Genomic DNA, 7,805 nt, shown 5'->3' with positions numbered 1-7,805 from the left:
TCGAGGCGCTGAACGGCCTCCAGAAGGGGGAGAAGATGCGGATTCGACATGCCCCCAGTCTAGAACAAATCTTCGAAACTCGAACGGAATGCCAGCACAGAGCAGCGTCCGATATCAGGGCGATGCACGCTCGGTCCAGACCTCCAACTTCCCCTCCCTCTCTCCGACGAGCACCCGACCTTGCTGATCGGTACGCAACGCTGCCGTCCCGGCTGCAGCGAGCATGGCCAGCGCATCCGCCCGAGGGTGTCCGTAGTCGTTGTCCGCGCCGACCCCGATGAGACCCACCGCCGCCGTGATTCGGGCGTACAGCTCCGGATCCTGATCGCCACTGCCGTGATGCGAGACCTTGACGACCGGGTACGCACCATCGACCCGCCCCGACCGCAGCAGCACGGCCTGAGGCTCCGCCGACAGGTCTCCGAGGAACAGCGAGCGGGGAACCCCGCCGCTCTCGAACTCGACGACCACGCTGAGGTCGTTTCCCGGCGCGAAGGCGCGCTCGTCCCGCGCCGGCCACAGCACTCGCCACTCGGCCTCGCCGAGTGTCCCGCGTACGCCCACCGCGCCCTCCTCGATCTTCGCCCCACCGTCCGCCAACCGCGCGAGGATCTCCTGATCGGCCGACTCTCCCGGCGGCCCATGCAGGACGACGTCGACTCGGCCCTGCACCGCGTCGACCCCGCCCACGTGATCGAGGTCGAAATGGGTGAGCACGAGCAGGTCGATACGGTCGACGCCCAAGGCTCTCAGGCACGAGTCGAGCGGCGCGGGGTCCGGTCCGGTGTCGATCAACGCGATGCGCTGTGTCGAGCGCACCACCACGGCATCCCCCTGCCCGATGTCGCACATCGCGATCGCCCATCCGGACGGCGTCGTCATGGTCGACAGCGGCCCCGAGAGCACGAGGTGCGCCGCCCCGAGAGCGAGCGTCACGGACAGCACGGACGCCGCGGCCGCACGGACGATCGGAAACCGCCGCAGGCCCCCGGCGAGGACGACCGCGACCGCCGCGCTCACCACGGCGACGACGGCGGCCGTCAGCAGACCGGGCGGCACGAGCACCTCGGCGAAGGGAAGGCTCGCCGCCACCTCGGCCGTCGTAGCGATCCAGGCCGCGGGGAGCCAGGCGGATGCCGCCAGAAGATCGGCGAGCGGCGGCACGGGTGCGGCGAGACACGCGAGGAGACCGATCACGGTCGCGATCGGGGCGGCAGGCGCCGCGAGCAGGTTGGCGGCCACGCCCACGAGGGACTGCTGCTCGGCGAAGAGAGCGAGGATCGGCCCGCAGGCCGACTGCGCCGCGACCGGCACGGCCAGAGCGAGGGCCAGAGGTTGCGGCATCCATCGAGCCAGTCCTCGTGCGAGCAGCGGCGCGAGGAGGATGAGAGCGCCCGAGGCCACGACCGAGAGGGCGAAGCCCGGTGTCGCGGCCAGCCACGGGTCCGCGATGAGGATGCCGGTCGCGCTGAGCGCGAGCATCCCCGCACCCGCGCTGGGACGGCCGAGAAGGATCGTGAGCATCGCGACCCCTGCCATCACTCCCGCACGGATCACGCTCGGCTCGGGCGTGACGAGTACGACGAAGCCCCCGAGAGCCAGCGCGGCGAGCACGACTCGAATCCATCGGCTCGCCCCTCACAGCGCGGCGAGCCAGAACACGGCGCCGACGACGATCGCGCAGTTCGCCCCGCTCACCGCGGTGAGGTGGCTGAGACCACTGGTGCGCATCGCATCGTTCAGTTCCGTCGGTACGGCGCGGGTGTCGCCCACGGCGAGCCCGGGCAGCAGCGCCGACCCCGGCGAGGGCAGACGGAGCGAACGCTCGACGAACGCGAGGCGCAGGCCCGCCGCGACCGAGAACACCCCGGAGGCGGGACGCTCGACCGAGGCCGCACTCGCGAACACGATCAGCGCCGACCGCTCTCCCGCGTTCGTCGCCTCAGCCTCCCCTGTGACGCGCATCGACGCCCCGAGATCGAACCCCTCTCCGGGCTCGATGCCGATCCGCGCCGGCGCGGACGCCGCACGCACCTCTCCTGGTGGGCCGATCGCCGTCAGGGCCACCTCCACCCAGAGCCGACCGTCCTGACCGATCGATGCCGACGAGGTGATCTCGGCGGTCGCCTCGACGACCCGCCCACTCCAGGACGCGGCGTCCTCGCGTCCCGGACCCGCGAAAGCCGCGCTGACCGACACTGCGGCGCCGGCCGCGCAGAGCACGAGCAGCACGCCCCACACCGCAGCGCTCGAGGGTCGGCGCGTGAGCGCCCATCCGCAGATGCCCGCCCCCACGATCCCCCCGCCGACGCATCCCCACGCCACCCCCGGAGCGAAGACGCAGATCAGCGCGGCCACCCACGCGCCTCCAGCGATCGGCAGCAGCCGCAGGTCCCGCGTCACACGCGGACCCCGTCGCGGATGCCGGCCAGCAGCTTCTCTCCGATCCCCGGCACCCCGAGGAGATCGTCGACGGCGCGGAAGCCACCGTTCTCCTCCCGCCAGTCGAGAATGCGCTGAGCGAGCGCAGGACCGATGCGCGGAAGCGCCTCGAGGGCGGCCTGGTCAGCCGTGTTGAGGTCGACGAGTCCGTCGTCCACCGTCGCCGCACCTTCTGTCGCGGCACCCGCCGCGCCGATCACCGGCACGACCACCTGCTCGCCGTCGGTCAGGACCCGGGCGAGGTTCACGGCCGCGAGATCGGCGTCGTCGCGCGTGCCACCCGCCGCCCCGACGGCGTCCACGAGACGGGCGTCGGGCGTGAGGACGTACAGCCCGGGACTCTCGACCGCCCCGAGGACGTGCACGTAGAGCTGCCCGGAGCCCTCGACCGTTGCCCCTTGGGTCGACAGCGGGATCGACTCGACCGGTGCCGCCTGCCCGCGCAGAAGACCGAGGCCGACCGCACAGGACAGCACGATCAGCGCCACCACGACGGCGGCGCCGATGCTCAGCCGCAGGCGGCGCGGTGCGTGGGCGGGTGCGTGCGCGGGTACGGGTGGAGAGGCGTCGTCATCCGGCATCCCGCCACGTTAGGAGGGTCTCCGGACGACACCCGCGCCGCGCTCCCCCAGCCGCCATGAGCGGTGCAGAACCCGCGACTCCGGGGCGACTGTGCAGGGGCAGTCGCGCGACCGCCCCTGCACGTCTCGACTACTTGACGACGATGCTGACGATCTTCGGCGCGCGCACGACGACCTTGACGATCTCGCGGTCGCCGATCGATCGGATGACGCGCTCATCGGCGCGGGCCAGGGCCTCGAGCTCCGCTTCGCCGATGCGCGCCGGCACCTCGAGCTGCGCCCGCACCTTGCCGCCCACCTGCACGACCGCGGTGACGGAGTCCTCGACGAGCAGCACCGGGTCGGCCGAACGCCAGGTCACGAGTCCGACCGAGGGCTCGTGACCGAGCACCTCCCACATCTCCTCCGCGGTGTGCGGAGCGATCAGGTCGAGCATGACGGCGACCGTCTCGATGGCCTCACGAACCGCGGGGTCGCCCGTCCCGCCGGCTCCGTCGATCGTCTTGCGGGTCACGTTGACGAGCTCCATCAGGCGCGCGACCAGCACGTTGAACTTCGTCTGCTCGACCAGCCCGGGCGCCTCCGCCAGCAGCTTGTGCGTGGCGCGGCGCAGTGCCGCGTCTCCTCCGTCGAACACCACGTCGACATCGCTCGTGACCTCGTGCGCGATGCGCAGAGCACGCGACAGGAACTTCTGGGCACCGGTGGTCGACACGTCCGCCCAGTCCTTGTCGTCCTCGACCGGACCGGCGAACGCCAGCCCCACGCGCAGCGCGTCGGCGCCGTGCGCGTCGAGCTCCTCCTGGAACAGCACCAGATTGCCCTTGCTCTTCGACATCTTCTGTCCGTCGAGCAGGACCATGCCCTGGTTGATGAGGTTCGAGAACGGCTCGGTGAAGTCGATCAGCCCCATGTCGAACAGGACTTTGGTGATGAACCGCGCGTACAGCAGGTGCAGGATCGCATGCTCGACGCCGCCGATGTACGAGTCCACCGGCGCCCAGCGAGCGGCCTCGGCCGGATCGAACGCCATGGTGTCGCTGTTCGGCGTCAGGAAGCGCAGGAAGTACCACGAGCTGTCGACGAAGGTGTCCATCGTGTCGGGATCGCGCAGCACGGGCTCTCCGGAGCCGGGGTCGACGGTGCGCACCCAGCTCTCGGCACCGCCCAGCGGCGACGTGCCCTTGGGCTTGAGGTCGAGGCCTTCGACGCTCGGCAGCCTCACCGGCAGCTTGTCCTCGGTGACGGGAATGATCGATCCGTCCTCGGCGTGCAGCATCGGGATCGGCGTGCCCCAGAACCGCTGGCGGGAGATCAGCCAGTCGCGCAGGCGGTAGTTCTTCGCGGCGCGACCCGTGCCGGACGCCTGCAGCTGCTCGATCGCACGGGCGATCGCGTTGCGCTTGGACAGTCCGTTCAGCGGACCCGAGTTGATCATGCGCCCGTCTCCCGTGAGGGCGATGCCGGTGGATGCCGGGTTCTGCTCGTCGAGCGCGGCCTCGATGTCGATCGGCACGCCGTCCTCATCGACCTCGATCACGGGCATCGCGCCGGTGATCGGCGCGGTCGTGTCCACGACGACCTTGACCGGCAGGTCAAAGGCCCGGGCGAAGTCGAGGTCGCGCTGGTCATGCGCGGGCACGGCCATGACCGCGCCGTGACCGTAGTCGGCGAGCACGTAGTCGGCGGCCCAGATCGGCAGCTTCTCGCCGTTGACCGGGTTGATCGCGTAGCGCTCCAGGAACACGCCCGTCTTCGGACGGTCGGTCGACTGGCGATCGATGTCGGTGGTCTTCTGCACATCGGCCAGATACGCGGCGAAGCGCTCGCGCACGGCATCCGGAGCGTCGGCGGCGATCTCGGCGGCGAGGTCGCCGTCCGGCGCGACGACGAAGAACGTGGCTCCGTGCAAAGTGTCAGGACGCGTGGAGAACACGGTCACGGGCTCGTCCCGGCCCTCGATGCGGAAGTCCACGTCGGCGCCGACCGAGCGGCCGATCCAGTTGCGCTGCATCTGCAGCACCTTGTGCGGCCAGCGGCCCTCGAGCTGGTTCAGGTCGTCGAGCAGGCGGTCTGCGTAGTCCGTGATGCGGAAGTACCACTGAGTCAGCTTCTTCTTCACGACCTCGGCGCCGCAGCGGTCGCAGCGCCCGTCGACGACCTGCTCGTTCGCGAGCACGGTCTGGTCGTTGGGGCACCAGTTGACCGGGCTCTTCTTGCGGTAGGCCAGGCCGCGCTCGTACAGCTTGAGGAACAGCCACTGGTTCCAGTGGTAGTACTCGGGGTCGGACGTGTGCAACACGCGGCTCCAGTCGAAGGAGACGCCGTACTGCTCGAAGCCGACCTTCTGCTGCGCGATGTTCTGATAGGTCCACTCGCGCGGGTCGGCACCCTGGCGGATCGCCGCGTTCTCGGCGGGCAGTCCGAACGAGTCCCACCCGATGGGGTTGAGGACGTTGTGACCGCGGTGCCGCCAGAAGCGCGCCACGATGTCGGAGTACAGGTAGTTCTCCGCGTGCCCCATGTGCAGATCGCCGGAGGGATACGGGAACATCGCGAGCACGTAGCGCCGCGGCCGCTTGTCCTCGTCGCCGCCCGTGAGGAACGTGCCGTTCTCCGCCCAGTACTTCTGCCACTTGGCCTGGATGGCGTGCGTCGAGGAGGTCTCCTCGTCGACGGGAGAGGTGGACAGGTTCTCAGACAACGAACGCACGACCAATCTGGAGGGAAAAGGGGATCAGTTCAGGATATCGGAAGCCCAGGCCACAGGCGTGTCCGCGCCCAGGGCGGCGAGGGGTGCACGGGCCTTGGTGGCGACTTCCGCGACCTCGGATGCCGCGACCGAGCGCCAGGTGATCCCGCCCCCGGCACCGACCACGGCCCGTGCGTCGTCGACGAGGATGCTGCGGATGACCATCGCGAGGTCGAGTTGGCCCTGGTCGCCGATGAACCCGAAGCATCCCGCGTAGACACCTCGAGGACCGCCTTCGAGCTCGTGCAGACGGGTCATGGCCGAGAGCTTGGGAGCGCCGGTCATGCTGCCGGCGGGGAATGTCGCCGCGAACACCGCTCCGACGTCCGCCCCCGCCGACAGTTCGCCGCTGACCGTGCTGACCAGCTGGTGCACAGCGGGGTACGTCTCGACCGCCCAGAGCGCCTCGACGCGGATCGACCCGGGTTCGCACACGCGGGAGAGGTCGTTGCGCATCAGATCGACGATCATGACGTTCTCGGCGCGCTCCTTCTCGTCGCTCGCCAGCTCGGACGCGAGCGCGGCATCCTGAGCGGGGTCTCCGCCGCGCGGGCGTGTGCCCTTGATGGGGCGCGTGCGGATGATCCCGCCCTCGGCGTGCAGGAACTGCTCGGGGCTGGCGCTGAGCAGCGAGCGGCCGCCGATGCGCACGAAGCCGCCGTGATGAGCGGGCGTGGCAGTGCGGAGTCGCCGGTAGACCGTGACCGCGTCGTGCTCGCCCGGAACCGTGAAGCGCGTCGTGAGGCAGAGCTGGTACGCGATGCCCGCGCGGATCAGCTCGCGACAGCGCTCGATGAGGTCCCGGTACTCCGACGGCGTGTGCCGGGCCTCCGCGACCACCGCCTCGGGAACGCGTGGCGGTGTCCCCGGCGTCCGCGCGTCGACCACGATAGCTCCCCAGGCGGCGAGGTCGTCCGCGGACGCGAGCACCCACGCTGCTCCAGTCGCATGCTCCACCGCGAGCAGACGCGTGACCCGCAGCCACGCTCCGCCGGGCGAGTCCGGCGGTTCATGAGTCGTCGACACGGGAGCGCCTGCCGCACGCGCCCCGCTCTCGTAGTCCTGCCACCCGACCCATCCCCCGCGGAACGGCGGGGTCGTTTCCACGGGCGCATCCGTGCCCGCCGAGTCCAGCCGGGTATCTGCGGGGAACGCCGCGCGCTCCCCCGTGCCCACGTAGCTCCATCCGTCGACGGGCCGTGCTCCGGCATCCAGCCAGAAGACGTCCGGCGCGACCCGTTCGAGGGCGAGGAACACCGCTTCGGGATCGACACCGACCGGGAGGCGGCGGCTGCGGAGACGCTCTGGCACGTTCTCAGCCTAGGCGGCGGGCACTCCCGTAGTCTCGGAGAGTGGACGACCTCCTGCTGTGGCTGTTCGACGTGATCCAGTCGATCGACCCGGTCACGCGCACGCTCATCGCGGGCGTCGCGGTCATGCTCGAGACCAGCGTCCTGATCGGTCTGATCGTCCCCGGGGACACCGTCGTGATCATCGCGTCCATGGGGGTCGCGAATCCGATCGAGGGCATCGCGATGGTGGTCGCCGTCGTGGTGGGTGCCCTGATCGGCGAGAGCATCGGTTTCTGGCTCGGTCGATGGCTCGGCCCGCGCATCCGCCGCTCCTGGGTGGGTCGCCGCGTCGGCGAGACCAACTGGGTGCGCGCGGAGAACTACCTCGCCAGGCGCGGCGGCATCGCTATCTTCCTGTCGCGCTTCCTTCCGGTGCTCCACTCGCTCGTGCCGCTCACGGTCGGAATGAGCCACTACTCGTATCGCCGCTTCCTCGCCTGGACAGCCCCGGCCTGCCTGCTCTGGGCGACCGCGTACGTGAGCATCACCTCGCTCGCAGCCGGGAGCTTCCGCGAACTCGTCGACCGCGTGCACTACGCGGGGTACATCTTCGTCGGCGTGATCGCGCTCTTCCTGCTGCTCGTCTTCCTCGGCAAGAAACTCCTCACGCGACTGGAGTCCCGGCATATCGATGCCCCCGAGGCCGACGCGCAGAGCGGTGCGGACGTGAAAGACTGA

Annotated in this window: 5 protein-coding genes and 1 pseudogene; 1 reads left to right on the top strand and 5 read right to left on the bottom strand. The window is 70.2% G+C overall.

Annotated elements, in window-relative coordinates:
• Positions 1–114: 114 nt before the first annotated feature.
• From AKH00_RS18350 to AKH00_RS16490, 5 genes and pseudogenes are all read right to left on the bottom strand, one after another.
• Entirely contained in the window at positions 115–852 is a 738-nt protein-coding gene (locus AKH00_RS18350) for a ComEC/Rec2 family competence protein (protein ID WP_235556816.1), read from the bottom strand.
• Between the two features lie 153 nt (positions 853–1,005).
• Positions 1,006–1,965: pseudogene (locus tag AKH00_RS18345) on the bottom strand (ComEC/Rec2 family competence protein); the annotation flags it as partial.
• Between the two features lie 434 nt (positions 1,966–2,399).
• Positions 2,400–3,023, bottom strand: coding sequence for a helix-hairpin-helix domain-containing protein (locus AKH00_RS16500; RefSeq protein ID WP_050723860.1), 624 nt, complete (start codon positions 3,021–3,023; stop codon positions 2,400–2,402).
• Between the two features lie 130 nt (positions 3,024–3,153).
• On the bottom strand, positions 3,154–5,727 hold the full coding sequence (gene leuS / locus AKH00_RS16495) for a leucine--tRNA ligase (RefSeq protein ID WP_050723875.1): 2,574 nt from the start codon (positions 5,725–5,727) through the stop codon (positions 3,154–3,156).
• Between the two features lie 33 nt (positions 5,728–5,760).
• A complete protein-coding gene (locus tag AKH00_RS16490) occupies positions 5,761–7,086 on the bottom strand; it encodes an anthranilate synthase component I family protein (protein WP_050723859.1) in 1,326 nt (441 codons plus the stop codon).
• Between the two features lie 41 nt (positions 7,087–7,127).
• Here AKH00_RS16490 and AKH00_RS16485 point away from each other — a divergent pair, with 41 nt between their 5' ends.
• Positions 7,128–7,805, top strand: a complete 678-nt coding sequence (locus AKH00_RS16485; protein WP_050723858.1) for a DedA family protein — start codon at positions 7,128–7,130, stop codon at positions 7,803–7,805.

The sequence above is a fragment of the Microbacterium sp. GCS4 genome (assembly GCF_001262495.1).
Lineage (GTDB): Bacteria > Actinomycetota > Actinomycetes > Actinomycetales > Microbacteriaceae > Microbacterium.
This window is presented reverse-complemented; position numbering and strand designations above follow the sequence as displayed.

Coding starts and splice junctions, on each gene's coding strand:
- AKH00_RS18350 (WP_235556816.1), bottom strand. CDS start 852: ATGTGCGACATCGGGCAGGGGGATGCCGTGGTGGTGCGCTCGACACAG.
- AKH00_RS16500 (WP_050723860.1), bottom strand. CDS start 3,023: ATGCCGGATGACGACGCCTCTCCACCCGTACCCGCGCACGCACCCGCC.